At 63.5% G+C, this 15,388-nt stretch carries 12 protein-coding genes; 1 reads left to right on the top strand and 11 read right to left on the bottom strand.

All coding sequences use genetic code 11. The features are described from left to right. Positions 1-148: 148 nt before the first annotated feature. The 4 genes from DFO63_RS09255 to DFO63_RS09240 are packed head-to-tail and all read right to left on the bottom strand — an operon-like array spanning position 149 to position 4,725. Positions 149-1,363 carry an FtsX-like permease family protein gene (locus tag DFO63_RS09255; protein WP_101766116.1) on the bottom strand — a complete coding sequence of 405 codons (1,215 nt, stop codon included), beginning with the start codon at positions 1,361-1,363 and terminating at the stop codon, positions 149-151. Between the two features lie 21 nt (positions 1,364-1,384). Continuing rightward, positions 1,385-2,686 carry an ABC transporter permease gene (locus DFO63_RS09250; RefSeq protein ID WP_049445932.1) on the bottom strand — a complete coding sequence of 434 codons (1,302 nt, stop codon included), beginning with the start codon at positions 2,684-2,686 and terminating at the stop codon, positions 1,385-1,387. Between the two features lie 10 nt (positions 2,687-2,696). Next, positions 2,697-3,419, bottom strand: coding sequence for an ABC transporter ATP-binding protein (locus DFO63_RS09245; RefSeq protein ID WP_005419487.1), 723 nt, complete (start codon positions 3,417-3,419; stop codon positions 2,697-2,699). Positions 3,420-3,447: 28 nt separating this feature from the next. Further along, positions 3,448-4,725: an efflux RND transporter periplasmic adaptor subunit gene (locus DFO63_RS09240; RefSeq protein WP_049445934.1), complete on the bottom strand. Its 1,278-nt coding sequence runs from the start codon at positions 4,723-4,725 to the stop codon at positions 3,448-3,450. A gap of 203 nt (positions 4,726-4,928) precedes the next feature. Between DFO63_RS09240 and glmS the strand changes: the two genes are divergently transcribed. After that, on the top strand, positions 4,929-6,767 hold the full coding sequence (gene glmS / locus DFO63_RS09235) for a glutamine--fructose-6-phosphate transaminase (isomerizing) (protein ID WP_049445935.1): 1,839 nt from the start codon (positions 4,929-4,931) through the stop codon (positions 6,765-6,767). Positions 6,768-6,893: 126 nt separating this feature from the next. Here glmS and DFO63_RS09230 read toward each other — a convergent pair whose 3' ends face one another. The 7 genes from DFO63_RS09230 to DFO63_RS09195 all read right to left on the bottom strand — a co-directional run bounded on the left by DFO63_RS09230 (position 6,894) and on the right by DFO63_RS09195 (position 15,123). Further along, complete coding sequence (locus tag DFO63_RS09230; protein ID WP_049445938.1) at positions 6,894-8,117, bottom strand: FtsX-like permease family protein; 1,224 nt, start codon at positions 8,115-8,117, stop codon at positions 6,894-6,896. Between the two features lie 90 nt (positions 8,118-8,207). Continuing rightward, positions 8,208-9,518: an FtsX-like permease family protein gene (locus DFO63_RS09225; RefSeq protein ID WP_101766113.1), complete on the bottom strand. Its 1,311-nt coding sequence runs from the start codon at positions 9,516-9,518 to the stop codon at positions 8,208-8,210. Positions 9,519-9,589: 71 nt separating this feature from the next. Further along, a complete protein-coding gene (locus DFO63_RS09220) occupies positions 9,590-10,996 on the bottom strand; it encodes an NADH-ubiquinone oxidoreductase-F iron-sulfur binding region domain-containing protein (RefSeq protein ID WP_049445943.1) in 1,407 nt (468 codons plus the stop codon). A 125-nt stretch (positions 10,997-11,121) separates the two neighbouring features. Continuing rightward, the gene (locus tag DFO63_RS09215) at positions 11,122-11,586 is read right to left on the bottom strand and encodes a hypothetical protein (protein WP_049445945.1); all 465 of its coding nucleotides are present in this window, start codon (positions 11,584-11,586) and stop codon (positions 11,122-11,124) included. 82 nt (positions 11,587-11,668) lie between these two features. After that, positions 11,669-11,806 carry a hypothetical protein gene (locus DFO63_RS22105; RefSeq protein ID WP_157804500.1) on the bottom strand — a complete coding sequence of 46 codons (138 nt, stop codon included), beginning with the start codon at positions 11,804-11,806 and terminating at the stop codon, positions 11,669-11,671. Between the two features lie 81 nt (positions 11,807-11,887). Next, entirely contained in the window at positions 11,888-13,291 is a 1,404-nt protein-coding gene (locus tag DFO63_RS21980) for a PqqD family peptide modification chaperone (RefSeq protein WP_158298010.1), read from the bottom strand. 11 nt (positions 13,292-13,302) lie between these two features. Continuing rightward, the gene (locus tag DFO63_RS09195) at positions 13,303-15,123 is read right to left on the bottom strand and encodes an ABC transporter ATP-binding protein (protein WP_049445951.1); all 1,821 of its coding nucleotides are present in this window, start codon (positions 15,121-15,123) and stop codon (positions 13,303-13,305) included. Between the last annotated feature and the right edge of the window lie 265 nt (positions 15,124-15,388).

Genomic DNA, 15,388 nt, shown 5'->3' with positions numbered 1-15,388 from the left:
GATGGAGCCGTGTTCGTGTCCATACGCCGGGAGAGCCCGGCGCCACCCACCAAGCATAGCCAAACCCGTGGCGGCGCAGGGGCCGCCCTCGGGGGGGGAGTCTTGTAAGCCGGGCCGGCAGCGCGGCCCGGCCGGGACGGGCGTGGCCTCAGCTGCCCCGCGTGGCGACAGCTGGCGGCACCGCGGCGGCGCGGCGGGCTGGGCCGAACACCGCAATCTGGCCCAGTGCCCACAGCAGCAGCGCGCCCAGCGGCAGGTACAGCAGCGGCATGCGCGGTAGCTCGTACATGTTCATCAACGCCAGGTTGATCGCATAGGCGGCGAGCATGCCCAGCACGATACCCAGCGTGGCCAGCAGGAAGTTCTCGGTCTGGAAGTAGCGCAGGATCTGCCCGCGGGTGGCACCGAGTGCGCGGCGGATGCCGATCTGCTTGCTGCGCTGCTGTACCCAGAAGCTGGCCAGGCCGATGATGCCCAGTGCCGTGACCACCAGCAGCGAGATGCACACGGTGATCAGCAGCCCGACCATGGCCCTGTCGTTCTTGAAGTAGTCATTGCGCTGCGCCTCATAGGTCAGCTTTTCACGCACCAGCCGGTTGGGGTCGTTGCGTTCAAGCGCGGCGATCGCACCCTTGAGCACTTCCTCGCGCCGTTCCGGAGCGGTGCGCAGGACGTACGGACCCTGGGTGAAGTCAGTCCGCACAGGCAGCACGATCGACAGCGTGGTGTTGTTGTTGTAATCGGTGGGGGTGGCCAATGAAGCGACGATGCCCACCACGTGCAGTGGCTGCTTGCCCATGTAGAACGTTTTCCCCAGCGCATTCTCACCGGGGTACAGCTTGTCGGCGAGCGTGCGACTGATGATCACCGAGGAGGCGGTGTTGGTTGAAGCGTTTTTCTGTGCGTCCTCGAAGTTGCTGTATTCACTGGACTGGAAGTCACGGCCGGCGGTCAGCTGCAGCCCGAGCGTGGGCAGTCCGCCTTCGCCAAACATGTACATGGTGACGAAGGCGGTCGGGCGTTCCTGCTCCTGCTTCAGCGAAACACTGGTATTGGAGGAGTTTGGGCGGAACGGAAGCTGGTTGACCTTGGCCGCAGCGGTCACCCCGGAAACTGCGCGCAGGGCGGACAGGTCTTCCTGGGTGCGGGCCTGGCCATTGGTCTGCTTGCCGATGCCGCTGACGCGGACGAACACCAGCTCGCTTTCGGCCAGGCCGCTGGTCTGGCTGATCCGTTCAACGCGCTGGGTGACCAGGAACAGGGCATTGCAGACGATGGCGCAGGTCAGGGCGACTTCCAGCACGATCAGGGCGGCGGCCGTCTTGTGACGGCGCAGGGTGCTGAGGATGGGGCGGATATCCATGGGAGGTCCTCGTACTCGTGCTTACTGCGACTTGAGCTGGATGGCCGGGGTAACCTGCATCGCGCGCCAGGCGGGCAGGAAACCGGCGGCGAGGCTGGCGCACAGGGTCAGGCCGATGGCCAGCAGAAGCATGCTGCCGTCCAGGTGGGCCAGGTTCGCGTAGTCCACGGGTTGCTGGCGTACCGCATACAGGCCGAGCAGGGCCAGGCCGATGCCGAGCACGCCGCCGGCAGCGCCGACCGCACCGGCTTCAACCAGGCATTGCAGGAAGATCTGCCCACGGCTGGCACCGAGGGCACGGCGCACGCCGATCTCGCCACTGCGACGCAGGAACTTCGCCAGCAGCAGGCCCACCGTGTTGACCAGGCAGACGCCGAGGAAGCCCAATGCCAGCCACATCTGCAGGCGCACGTCGCTGGGCACGGCGTTCTTGAACGTCAACCACTCCATCACCGGGCGCAGCCGCACGTTGGTGGGACGCTCGAAACGGCCCGCCGCGCGCTGCTGGTCCGAGTAGTTGACCAGGTAGCTGCGATAGTCCTCGACCTTGGCCGGGTCAAGTTCCACCCAATACTGGATCCAGCTGCAGGGTGCGCTGATCGAGTTGCTGCTGCCATCCGGATTCTCGCCGAAGCAGTTCATGTTGCCGTTGCTGCCGAACTCCAGGTCCATCGCAGTGGAGAACGGCACCAGCAGGTCTTCATCCTTGCCGTAGTTGCCGGTGGTCAGATCGAAGAAGTGGGGTTCGGGGTTCCACTTCTTCATCACGCCGATCACCCGGAGTGAGTGGCCACTCAGGCGGATCTCGCGACCCGTGCTGTCCGCACCCTGGAACAGCTTGTCGTTGATCGCTTTCGACAGCACCACCACGCGGCTGCGGCTGTCATCGTCGCTGCTGCTCCAGGCGCGCCCGTACTGCATCGGCACGTCGAACATCGGGAAGAAATCAGCCGACGTCCAGCGCGTATCCACCGAGAACGGCTTGAGCGTGCTGAGCTCCGGTTCCACCGTGCCGCCGCCCGCACTCATCATCGCCTGGCGGACGCCGCGCTTCTCGCGCAGCAGGGTCTCGGCATCGCGCCGGGTCATCTGTTCCTCAGGCTCCTCACCCGGGGTGTAGCCGCCACGCGGGCGCGGCTCGACCTGCACATAGAACAGCTGGTCGCTCTTGCCGGGAATCGGGTCGCCGGACAGGACGTGGAACACCGTCAGCGTGGTCATCGAGGCGCCGATGCCCAGCGCGATGGCGACCACCATCAGCGCGGTCAGGATCTTGTTGCGGCGGAAGCTGCGTACCGCCAATCGGGCGTAGTAGGCGAACATGGGAGTGACCTCACTCGTTGACGGCGACGATGTGGCGCGGCGTGGCCAGCACCGGCTCGCGCACCAGGTCGGTAACCTGGCCGTCGACGATGTGTACGTTGCGCTGCGCGCGCGCGGCCAGTTCCGGGTCGTGGGTGACCATCACGATGGTGGTGCCAGCGGCATTGATCTCCTCCAGCAGTTCCATCACGCCGCGCGCCATCTGCGTATCCAGGTTGCCGGTCGGTTCGTCGGCCAGCAGCAGGCGCGGGCTGCCGGCCAGCGCACGCGCGATCGCCGCACGCTGCTGCTGGCCGCCCGACAGTTCATTCGGATAGTGCTTCATGCGCGAGCCCAGGCCGACCTGGGTCAGCGCCTTCTCGATGCGTTCGCGGCGCTCGTTGGCGCTCATCTTCCGATAGCGCAGCGGCACGTCGACGTTGTCGAACAGGTTCAGGTCGGGGATCAGGTTGAAGCCCTGGAAGATGAAGCCGATCTTCTGGTTGCGCAGGCGGCTGCGGGCGTCATCGCCCAGCGTGCTCACGTCCTGGCCGTCAAGCATGTAGGTGCCGCTGGTGAAGGTTTCCAGCAGGCCGGCGATGTTGAGGAAGGTGGTCTTGCCGGAGCCGGACGGACCGGTGACGGCGACGAACTCGCCTTCCTTGACCTGCAGTTCCAGTGAGCGCAACGCGTGGGTTTCCACCTGTTCGGTGCGGAAGACCTTGGCGACCGAACGCATTTCGAGCATGTACATGGGGTGTCCTCTCTCCAGGATTCAGGTATCAGTTGACGGAGACGCGTTCGGCGTCCTTGAACAGGTCGCTGCCGGAGACCACGATGCGGTCGCCCGGCTGCACACCCGACTTGATTTCCACTTCGCCCAGGCTGCTGACGCCCAGTTCCACCGGACGCCGCACTGCGGTGCGGCCATCCATCACGTAGGCCACGCCATTGCCCTGTTCGACGAACGGGCCGCGCTCGACCTTCAGCACGTCCTTGCGGGTATCGAGCAGCACGCGCACCGACATCCGCTGGCTCTGGCGCAGGCCCTCCGGCTGCTCACTGGCGAAGCGCACGCGGGCATTGACCTCGCCGTTGACCACTTCCGGCGACACCGCGCTGATCTCGCCCGGGAACGGCTTGCCGTTGCCGCCGGTCAGCTGCGCCGGCATGCCGATCGCCAGGTCACGGGCGAAGCTTTCCGGCACCTTGATCTCGACCTCGAACTTGGACAGGTCGACCACGCCCAGCACCGGCGCATTGGCGGCCAGGTTGGTGGACTGGATGGCCTGCACCTGGCCGACCTGGCCGTCGAAGGGTGCGCGCAGGGTCAGTGCATCGACCTGGCGCTGTACTTCAGCCACCACGGCCTTCTGGCGGTCGGCCAGCAGGCGCTTGTTGCGGGCATCCAGGTCCGCGCCCTGGCTCTGCAGTCGCGCATCGGTGGTGGCGTTGACCAGAGTGATGTCGGCCTTCTTCAGGGAGTCCTTGGCCTTGGCCAGGTCGATCTGCGGCACCGCACCGCCGTCGTAGCCGCGCTGGTAGCGCTGCAGGTCGCGGTCGGCGGCCTGCCGTTCGATCGTGGCCTGGTCGGTTTCCTTGCGCGACTTGGCCCGGGCCAGGGTGGCATCCAGCGCGGCACGGCTGGCCTCGGCTTCCAGGCCGGCCAGGGTGGCCTGTTCCTGGGCCAGCTTGCTGCGCAGTTCCGGGCTGTCGATGATCGCCAGTTCCTGGCCCTTCTTGACCACGTCACCGGCGACCACCTTCAGGTCCACGGTACCGGCCGAGATGGCGTACAGGATCGGGCTGTTGGCGGCGATCACCCGGCCGTCGGCGGCGATGTCACGGACCAGGTCGCCACGCTTCACTTCGGCGATGCGCACGCGGCTGCTGTCGAAGGAGCGGCTGGCGTTGGACCACGCGTGCACGGCCCAGCCGATGCCGGCCAGCAGCACGATGGCGCCCACTGCCGGCCAGCGGTAACGCTGCCAGTTGGCGCGGGTGGCGCCGGCCGGGGCGGAGGAAACGATCTGGTCCTGTGCGGAAGTGTCGCGGATCATCGGGTGCGTGCCTGACGGTGGTAGTTATTACCAAGCATGTAGCGTGCCAACTTTATTTCCTTTCAGGTCAATGGGTTGGGTGGGGCGCTCAAGTGTCCGGGTGTCCGCGGACACCTTTCCGGACACTTTCATTAAGCGGACAGGAGGGGGAAGCCGGACACGCGGGCTAGAATGCGCCGATCGTCTTCAAGGAAACGCGTGACATGTGTGGAATCGTGGGTGCAATCGCCGATCGCGACGTAGTGCCGGTGCTGATCGAGGGCCTGAAGCGGCTTGAGTACCGTGGTTACGACTCCTCGGGCATCGCGGTGATCGACCATGCCGAGCGCCCCGAAGTACGTCGCGTCCGTCGTACCGGCCGCGTATCGGAAATGGCGATGGCAGCCGAAGCCGAAGGCTTCAATGCGGTGCTGGGCATTGGCCATACCCGCTGGGCCACCCATGGGGGCGTCACCGAGGCCAACGCGCATCCGCACATCAGCCAGGGCGTTGCGCTGGTGCACAACGGCATCATCGAGAACCACGAAGAGCAGCGCGAGAAGCTGCGTGCGATGGGCTACACCTTCGAGTCGCAGACCGATACCGAAGTCATCGCGCACCTGATCCACCATCACCTGAAGGGCGGCGACGACCTGCTGGTGGCGCTGCAGCACACGGTGAAGGAGCTGACCGGCGCCTACGCGCTGGCCGTGGTCAGCCGCGCCGAGCCGGAGCGCTTCGTCTGCGCGCGCATGGGCTGCCCGCTGCTGATCGGCCTGGGCGAGGGCGAGAACTTCGTCGCTTCCGACGTCTCGGCGGTGATCTCGGCCACCCGCAAGGTGATCTTCCTGGAAGAGGGCGACACCGCCGAGATCCGTCGCGATGGCGTGCGCATCTTCGACGAGCATGACCAGCCGATCGAGCGCGACGTGCATCTGTCCGATGTGTCGCTGGCTTCGCTGGAGCTGGGTCCGTACCGCCACTTCATGCAGAAGGAAATCCACGAGCAGCCGCGCGCGCTGGGCGATACCATCGAGGCGGCGATCGACGCCGGTGGCTTCCCGGCCGAACTGTTCGGCAAGAACGCCGAAGCGGTGCTGTCGGGCATCGAGGGCGTGCAGATCATTGCCTGTGGTACCAGCTATTACTCCGGTCTGACCGCGCGCTACTGGATCGAAGCCATCGCCGGCCTGCCGTGCAGTGTGGAAATCGCCAGTGAGTACCGCTACCGCGCCGCGTATGCCAACCCGAAGCACCTGATCGTCACCATTTCCCAGTCCGGCGAAACGCTGGATACGATGGAAGCGTTGAAGTACGCCAAGTCGCTTGGCCACAAGCACACGCTGTCGATCTGCAACGTGCCGGAAAGCGCGATTCCGCGCGCCAGCGAGCTGGTCTGCTACACCCGTGCCGGCGCCGAGATCGGCGTGGCGTCGACCAAGGCCTTCACCACCCAGCTGGCCGCACTGTTCCAGCTGACCGTGGTGCTGGGCAAGCTGCATGGCCGCATCGACGCGGCGCAGGAAGCGGACTACCTGGAGCAGCTGCGCTTCCTGCCGGGCAGCGTGCAGCACGCACTGAACATGGAACCGCAGATCGCCGCCTGGGCCGAGCGTTTCGCGCGCAAGAGCAGCGCGCTGTTCCTCGGTCGTGGCCTGCATTACCCGATCGCGCTGGAAGGCTCGCTCAAGCTCAAGGAGATCTCCTACATCCACGCCGAGGCCTACCCGGCGGGTGAGCTGAAGCACGGCCCGCTGGCGCTGGTGGACGAGGACATGCCGGTGGTGGTGATCGCCCCCAACGACAGCCTGCTGGAGAAGGTGAAGTCGAACATGCAGGAAGTGCGCGCCCGTGGTGGCGAGCTGTTCGTGTTTGCCGACCAGGACAGCAACTTCAACGAGTCCGAAGGCGTGCACGTGATCCGCACGCCGCGCCATGCCGGCGTGCTCAGCCCGATCGTGCACACCATTCCGGTGCAGCTGCTGGCCTACCACACCGCGCTGGCGCGCGGCACCGACGTGGACAAGCCGCGTAACCTGGCCAAGAGCGTGACGGTGGAGTAAGACGCCACGCGGGCATCGGCAACTGCGCAGGCTTCCAGGAGCCTGCGCAGGTACAGGGTGGAAGCCGGCTACGGTGATCAATGAAGGCACGGTGCGGGCGACAGCGTCTTCACTGCTTGTTGCGCCTCAGAAGCCGCCAGTGGCAACGGCGGGTGCTACCGAGGATGCGCGTCGCGCGGGCGACCATACCGCCAGCTGGCCGATAAGCAGCAGCAGCGCCGCGCCGACGGGAAGATAGAGCGCGGGCAGGCGATCCAGCTCGTAGTGGCTCATCAGCACCTGGTTGATTCCGTAGGCGCCAATCATGCCCAGCGCGATGCCGATGCTCACCAACAGGAAATTTTCCAGCTGGAAGTAGCGCAGGATCTGTCTGCGGGTTGCACCGAGCGCGCGCCGGATGCCGATGCTGCGGGTCCGTTGCGAGACCCAGAAACTGGCGATTCCAAACAGCCCCAGCGCGGTGATCGCCAACAGCCCCATCATGAGTATGGCCAGCAGCCACGCCATGTCACGATCCTTCTGGTAGTACTGCCGCATCACGTCGGTGAAGGCGGCGTGCTCCATGATGACGCGACGGTTGCTGCTGCGTTCGAGCGCTGCGATCGCGGCCTTCTCGACCGCCTCACGCTGTGACGGATCGGTCCGGAGCGCGAACCGGCCCATCGTCAGATCCTTCATCGGTAGCAACAGCGAGAAGCCGGCGTTCTCGATGCCGCCATTGTCGTTTGGCCGGATCAGGCGTTCGACCACGCCGACAATGCGGTGTGGAGAATTGTCAGGGTTCCACGCGTAGATTTCCTTGCCAATGGCACTCTGCCCCGGAAACAGCCTCTCCGCCACGTCCCGGGTGATGATGGCCGATGGCACCCGCAGCGCCGGGCCACCGCTATTGAACTGTTCCCAGTCGACGTATTCGGAGGGAGAGAAATCCCGTCCTTCCACCAGCGTGAGTCCAAGGGTATCGAGCAGATCCTTGCCCAGGTACATGGCGACGTTGAGGCTGGGGCCGCGCTGGTTTCGATCCAGCCGAACCGATCCATTCCAGGCGGAATTGTCGAACGGAACATGATTCAGGCTGGTGGCGGCCTTGACGCCGGCGATCGAGCGCAACTCCGCCAGATCCTGCCGCACCTGCGCTCCGGGGTTCTCACTCTCGCCAATACCCGCGACGTTGATCCTCACGACCTGGTCGTCGGCCAAGCCGGTCGCCCGCTCCATGCGCTCCAACCGCTGGCTGATCATGAAGGTCGCATTGGAGACGATCGCACAGCTGAGCGCGATCTCGAGAATGATCAGAACCGCTTGGATCTTGTTGCGTTTGAGACTGGAGAGGATGGGGCCGATACTCATGGAATCTCCGGAACAGAAGGGTGCGACGTTTCGGCTGGATGCAGCAGGCGGTTCATGGTGCAGGCGCGGGCACGCACCGCCGCGGTTCTCCTATTGCAGCTTTGCCTGCACCGAAGGACTTACCTGCATTGCTCGCCATGCGGGAAAAATGCCTGCGGCCAGACTGGCAGAAACCGAAAGTACGAACGTTGCAAGCAGCATCGACATGCCCATGTGCACTTCCGATGCATAGCTGTGGGACTGATGGCGAACCGCCCACAGGCCGATGTTGGCGAGCAGCAGCCCGACGCCACCGCCAACCAGACCGATGGTCCCGGCCTCGACCAGGAATTGCCGGAATATGTCCCGACGAGAAGCGCCCAGTGCACGGCGGACGCCGATTTCAGGCGCGCGTCGCATGAACATCGCCATCAGCAGGCCCACCGTGTTGAGCAGGCATACGAGCAGGAAGCCCAGGGCCACCCAGAGCTGCAGCCGCACATCGGCAGGCACCGCACCGCGCTGGTCCAGCCAGTCCATGACGTTGTGCAACCTGACGTTGCTGGGGCGCTGGAATCGCCCGGCCGCCCGTTGTTGCTCGGAGTAGCTCTGCAGGTACCTTTGATAGGCCTGTGCGCGCTCAACGGTCGGAAGCTCGACCCAGTACTGGAGCCAGGAACATGGCGCATTGAGGGCCTGCGCGCCTTCTGGATCCGCGCTGACGTCGCCCCAGCAGTTCATGCTGCCCTGGATGCCCAGTTTCAGCGAAAGCGCGGTCCAGAACGGCACGAAGACCTGTTCCACGTCGCTGAAGCGATCGTTGGTCATGTCGTAGAACTTCGGCATCGGCCGCCATTGGTCAAGAACGCCGATGATCTGGAACCGGCGACCGGCAACCAGAAGGCTCTTGCCGGTGCTGTCGGAACCGCTGAACAGTTTTTCGTTCAGCGCCTTCGAGATGACCGCAACCTGCGCCCGGCCCTGGTCTTCGGTGGCGCTCCAGCCCCCGCCATATCGGAAGGGTGCCTCGAACATGGGGAAGAAGTCTGCCGAGGTGTACCGTGCGTCGACAATGAATGGCCGGATATGGGATGCCTCCGGTTCAACGGCCACACTGCCGCCAACCATCACCGCCTGGCGGTCAGCCTTGCGATCGCGGAGCAGGGCTTCTGCATCGAACCGGGTCAATTGTTCGGCCGGCTCCCCATCAGCGGCCTGATCGCTCTTTGGGCGAGGATCGAGCTGTGGATAGAACAGGCGCTCGCTTTTGGCGGGAATGGGGTTTCCCGACAGGGCGGAGAAGACCGTCAGCGCCGTCATCGAGCCGCCGATACCCACTCCGATGGCCGCAATCATCAACATCGTCAGGCCCTTGTTACGCTTGAAGCTGCGTAGGGCCAGATTCACATAGTAGGCAAGCACACATCGTCTCCAAGTGTCGCACCTGGGCCTGACCATGCAGCCAGGCCCGTCCGTTGGGTCGCTTCCAAGAGTCAGCTTGCCGGCATCGTCGAGAGCATCGCATCCTGGTCCATTGCCGGTGCTGCGCGTTCCCTTTCAAACTCGTCGGTGAATCCATCCAGCAGGCTCTGCAGCATGCGCGAGGACTCCGTTGGGTGATGGCAATCACCCCGGGTGGAGTACCAGGTGCAGATCAGTCGGATCTTCTCCAGCCCGATCCCTGAATCGGTATAGCTGATGCTTGCACGTTTGGGCGGTGCGGCGTTGACCAGCAGCATCGGGATCTTCCGGGAGCTGGTGGGTTCCACCGAAAGTTGCCAGTCGGTCGCGCTCTCATCAACCCGATCAAGGTTGTCCAGCATGTGATAGGCGCGCCGCGTTCCATCCTTGCAGGGAGCACACTTGCCGCAGGAGTTCTGGTGATAGAACCTGGCGAGGTCGCGTGCGACACCCACCATCGAGGTTCTATCGGACAGTACGATGATGACCCCGCTGCCCAGGCTGCCGCCGATGCCGGCCAGGCTGTCATAGTCCAGTTGCAGGTCCGCGTGTTCCGCTCCGACCGCGGTTCCACTCGTGCCGCCAACAAGTGCTGCCTTCAGGGACCCGTTCCCGGAGATGCCACCGGCGTGTTCATGGATGAGGGAGCCGAGCGCAGTGCCCAGCGGAAGCTCATATAGTCCCGGGCGGGCCACATCCCCGACAACACTGAAGATGGTGGTTCCACTGGCGTACCGGCTGCCGACTGCACGGAACTGCTCGGGACCGAGCCGGATGGCCAGCAGGGCCTGCAGAACGGTCTCGAGATTGTTCACTACCGTGGGTTGCTTCTGGAAACCGCTGCGGGTCGGCATCGCTGGCTTGCCACGTGGACGGCCTGGTCGGCCCTCAAGCAGTTCCAGCAGTGCGGTTTCTTCCCCCGCCAGATAGCCACTTTCAGACCGCTCGATTCGGATGTCACAGGCTGCAGGGTCCAGGAGCTTCTGCATGCGCGCCTCCTGCACAGCAGCCTCCAGTAGTTGCTGCTCATGCTCAAGCGACTGCCCGAGGTGGATGAAGGCGACCTGCGCGCCCACGATACTTGCTGCAAGTGCAACAGCCTCGATGACGGCGTGCGGATTCAGCCTGATCAGTGCGGATTCCTTGCCGCCGCCCAGTTGGCCGGTATTGGCATTGCAGACGAAGAAGCGCGCTGCTGCGCTGTTGTCACGGACCTGCTTCCACTTCACTGCGGTGGGAAAGCCACCGCCCGCCCGTCCGCGCAGGCCGGACGCAGCCAGGCGTGCCAATGCATCTGCAGCGCCCCCTCGCATTGCCTGGGCCAGGGTATCGTAGCCGCCGACGCTGAGGTAGCCGGCGAGGCCCCCGCGGCCGCTTCCACGCAGTTCGCCCAGCAGCGGTCCTTCGACGATGATGTCCTGCGTCGAGTGACTGCTCATGCTTTCAAGTGCATTCGATCCCATGGAATCCGTCCTGTCTGATGATGATCTTCTCTGATGCAGGCATGAGCAGATGTGCGGCGGAGAGAGTTCCTCATGTCCCGCTGCGTCAACGGCTGCCTCCGCTACTTGCGTGCAACCTCTCGCATGGGCCAGTCGTACGGCATGCCGGGGTTGTCGCCATAGGCGACTACGGCACGCTTTCCACGCAGGGCGAACGTCCTGTCCACGCTGACCCACGCCACGCTCTCCCCGGAAGCCAGCAGGGGGGACTGGCTGGTCAGGACAAAAGCCTCACCGTCGGCATTGAATCGAAGCGTCTGGTTCTCAATACGCCCGTGCGCCTGGGCCCCGGGGAACGTACTGGTCGAAAGCGTGATCAGGCCGAACTGCGGGACATAGACAAAGAGGTACCCGATCTCGGTTCTGGAGATGGAAAAATGGCTGGCGATCGCGGCGTTGCCACGATAGAGCGTGCCATCGGTGATCGAGAATCCGGCCGAGGGCGTGAATGTTGAATGGGGCGCTGCCGAGGCACTCATGGCTGCCACGGCAAAGACGATTCCCATCAGGTGAACATGGCGTTTCATGCGATGTCCCTAGTGGAATTTTCTGGTGCGTTGTCAGGATCCCCCCTTGAGCATTGGCTCAAGGGGGGATTTTCAGCCGGCTTTACAGCTGCTGCATCGAGTCATCGCCGCTGCCGCTGCCACCACCCGCACCGCCGCCGCTGCATGCACAGCCGCAACCACATGCGCCTGCAGCTGCCTGCAGGTCCTGCGTACCGGTAAACACCTGAGGATTGAACATGCTGTTTTCTCCTTCGTTGTGTACAACCATGAGCCGTGCACATGCACGGCCCGCCTTTAACCGCAACACGGGCTCACGGCACTACGCACAGACACCTTCCGTGGCGTGAAGCGGCAACTCGCAGTTTGCCCACATGCGGTCGACGGCAAGCTTCTCGAGATGCCTGCAGTAGAGTTCGTTGTGCTTTTCGAACTCACCATAGACATTGAAGGCGGTAGACCTGCATCCGCCGTTGCAGAAGTACTTGACGTCGCAATGCCTGCAGACATCCAGATTGTCGACAACCGCCGTCCTGACGCGACGCATGACGGGCGATGTGTCATAGATCTCCTTGATATCCAGTTCCCTGACGTTTCCGCAGATGAACTGGTCGAAATGCATCGTCTGGCACGGGTATACGAATCCCGCCGGATCAACACTGAACTCACCTTCGCCCACGCCACAGTGGTTGCGCGGCACGACGGGGGATGGGGGCGCGGTCTTCACCGGTTGCGGCGTACGGCCTCGCAGATAGTCCCGGGTACGGTTCTGGGCGAGTCCCCATTCGGCCAGGGTGGGGATCTGCTGGATGCTCAGCTCCTGGTGATCGCCGGCCTGGAACAGGATCGGAGCGAGGCCGTCAACACCGAGATCATCGAGCGCGAACTCGTAGATCTCCTTCATGAACCCGATGTTCTTGTCAGTCAGCGCGGGCACCAGCGAGATGCGTGGGCCGGGCTTGCCGCGCCGCTTGCGAACCTCAACCAGCTTGCGGATGCCGCGGATCGTTGGTGCGAACGTGTTGCGTCCCCGGTAGCGCTCATGCATGTGCCGTTCATGCCCATCCAGGCTGATGGTCACCATGTTGACGAACTCGCAGAGCTTCTCGGCGACCGCATCCTTGATCAGGATGCCATTGGTCAGCACCTCGATCTTGAGCGTGCTGCTCAGGGATCGGGCGTGCTCGAACAGTTCCAGCGCGTCTGGTCTCATCAGTGGCTCGCCACCGGTGAAGACCAGGTGCTTGACGCCGTTCTCGACCAGTCGGGTTATCAGCGCCTTGCTCTCGTCGGTGGTCAGGATCGAAGCGATCCTGCCCTGCTTCTCCATCTTGATCTTGTACTCCCGATCACTCTTGTTGTAGCAGTACGGGCACTTGAGGTTGCAGTTGTTGGTGAGGTGCATGTACACCGTGTGTGCGAAAGCACGAGGACCAAAGGTCGGCCGTTCGCCTTCGTCGTACTCGTCGTGGTGCAGGAAGCCGACGCTGGAAAGATCGTCAACGAACTGATGCACTGCCGTGCGCGCAATGTCCTCGGTCATGCCGAAGCGCTCGACGATTTCGCTGACGATGTCCTCGGTGGTCCGGTACAGCTGCAACCGGGTCAGGATGAAGTGGCCGGAATCGTTCACCCGCACCCATTTGAAGTTGTGCGGGTCGAAGTAGAGGTACCAGCCATCCCGATTCCACATGCGGACGCGGGGGGGGAGCATCACCATGTTCATTGTCGATCCTCTCAGGTCGTTTCCATTCCGATGGGGTCTTTCCCGTGGACGTGCTGCGACTGGAACTGTTGCAGGAACAAGCGAGCGTATGCCCCCTGCGAGGCGATGAGTTCTTCGTGGGTCCCCTCTTCGACCAGCACGCCCTTCTCGATGAGGACGATCCTGTCGGCCAGCATCAGGGTCGACAGGCGATGGGCGATGATGATGGTTGTCCTGCCCCGGCATAGCGACTGCAGGCTTCGCTGGATGGCTTCCTCCGACTGCGAATCCAGCGCCGATACCGCCTCATCGAGGATGAGGATCCGGGGGTCACGCAGGAACATGCGGGCGAGTGCGATCCGCTGGCACTCGCCGCCCGACAGAGTGAGCCCACGCTCACCTACGCATGTCTCGTAACCTTGAGGGAGGCTGCTGATGAAGTGGTGGGCATTGGCATTGCGGGCAGCGGCGACCACTTCTTCCTGCGTTGCCATCGGCCGTCCGAGGCGGATGTTGTCCAGGATGCTTCCGGTGAACAGGAACGCTTGCTGCTCGACAATACCGATGGCCGCCCGGAGATCTGGAAGCGCGACACTGCGGATGTCGGATCCATCGATCAGTATCTGTCCTGCCTGGATCTCATTGAGTCTTGGCAGCAGGCGGACCAGCGAGCTTTTCCCCGCGCCCGAATGGCCGACCAGGGCGACCGTTTCGCGCCCAGCGATGGTCAGGCTGAAATCCTGGAATACCTTGGATTCGGGTTTGTAGGCGAAGTCGATGGCGCGGAATTCGACCCGTCCCTGGGAGAGCCTGAAGGTCTCTCCATGAGCGTGCTCGGGTTCTTCGTCGAGGAATTCATAGATCCGCTGCACCGCAGAGGCCGCCTGCTGGATGCCGATGTTGGCGGCAACCAACGCGTTGACCGGGGCATACAGGAAGTTCATCAGCGAAAGAATGCCGACGACCTGGCCGAGCGACATCTCACCCTGTGTTACCAGGTGCAGTCCGTACCACAGCACGAAAGCTGTGCTGAGCGAGGTGACCAGGCTGGTGCCGATGCCGCTGACGACGCCGAACCAGTTGGTCCGCACGTAGACGCCTTTGAGTGTTTCCAGTCGCTGCGTCATCAGTTCGGCCTGGCTGTTCTCCTGGCCGAGCGATTTGATGGTGGCCACACCGGCCAGGCGCTCGCTGATCGCTGCGGATGTGGCCGCCTGTTGTTCCTGCATGTCCGCGCTGAGCGAGCGCATGCGCTGGTTGGTGAAAAGACGAATGCAGCCGAATGGGATGATGGTGAGCAGCAGCACCGCGCCCATTCGGGGCTGCAGGTAAAGGATGATCGCGGCGCCGACGACGAAGGTCAGGGCATTGACCGCGATGGTCACGAAGTTCCTGACCAGCGCGCCTTCGACGGCGCGCGCATCGTTCATGAGGCGGGACTGCAGGTAGGTCGAGTGCTTGTTGGTGAAGAACTTGAGCGGGAGTGACTGCAGGTGCCGGAACAGCGTCGATTGCGCGTCGACGATGATCGACTCCTTCAGCGTCAGCGTTACGCTTTCATTGATGTAGGAGAACGCGTGGCGAAGCAGGATGAGCGCAACCAGTGCCATTCCCAGCTGGTTGACGATGCTGAAAGCGCGCTTTTCGACAACAACATCGATGATGTGCATCGTCAGCAGCGGAACGGGCAACTGGAGCAGCACCGACAGGACCATCAGGCTGGCCGCCAGCGTTACGGATGCCTTCCGGTGCCCGATGAAATCCCGCCAGAAGCGCCTGAGCAAAACCGACAGCGCGCTTTGCGAAGCGCGGGGGGCTACATCGGCGTTATGCCGGTTCTTGTCCAGTTCCATATGTATGGCTCATGAACATCCTGTTATGAGCGTTAAGTACCTGTGCCATGTAAGGCTGTCAAGGCAGGGTGCGCAATTCTTTTCCTTGTGGATGCGCGAGGAGCGCTGCGGCGCGAGAGCCGATCTGCCCGGATCGGTTGCCGTGCCTCCCTTTCACGCCCATCAGGCGGGGCGCTCACGGCGGAAGTGGTACGCGGTCGGATGATTTTGTCCGGCCTGTCGGCGCGGAGCACGGGATCTTGAGTGCGCAGATCTCGACGCATTC

The sequence above is a fragment of the Stenotrophomonas sp. AG209 genome (assembly GCF_003550055.1).
Taxonomy (GTDB): Bacteria; Pseudomonadota; Gammaproteobacteria; order Xanthomonadales; family Xanthomonadaceae; genus Stenotrophomonas.
Note: the sequence above shows the minus strand (reverse complement) of the source record. Positions and strands in the feature narration are given on the sequence as shown.